Source organism: Dellaglioa sp. CoH-55-MRSF-7 (assembly GCF_056782235.1).
Genome location: NZ_JBXAYI010000157.1, coordinates 1 through 274, shown reverse-complemented (window position 1 = coordinate 274; position 274 = coordinate 1). Strand labels below are relative to the sequence as shown.

1 protein-coding gene is annotated in these 274 nt (G+C 55.1%); it reads left to right on the top strand.

The genetic code is table 11. The features are described from left to right. The first annotated feature begins 49 nt into the window (after window positions 1–49). Window positions 50–256: a hypothetical protein gene (locus AC1RPU_RS08235; RefSeq protein WP_481769685.1), complete on the top strand. Its 207-nt coding sequence runs from the start codon at window positions 50–52 to the stop codon at window positions 254–256. The last annotated feature ends 18 nt before the right edge of the window (window positions 257–274 follow it).

Below are 274 nucleotides of genomic sequence, written 5' to 3'. Positions count from 1 at the left end.
GGGCTGAAAAATGCGCGAATGGTTGCGTGATAATATATGGGGGCTGCTGTTGATTGGCGGTATGTTCGCGGTCTGGACCGGGGAATTTTGGATGGTGCAGAGCGTGCACTGGTGGAAATTTCACGCGGGCGCATTCTTTGGTCCGGGCTATATCGTGATCGCGATGGGCGCGCACCTGATTCTACGTGATTCGGCGTTGACTCGCGACAGTCTGCGCCGCGCGTACGATGAAGGTTTCACAGACTACCGGGATTGATACCGGAACTAATAACCC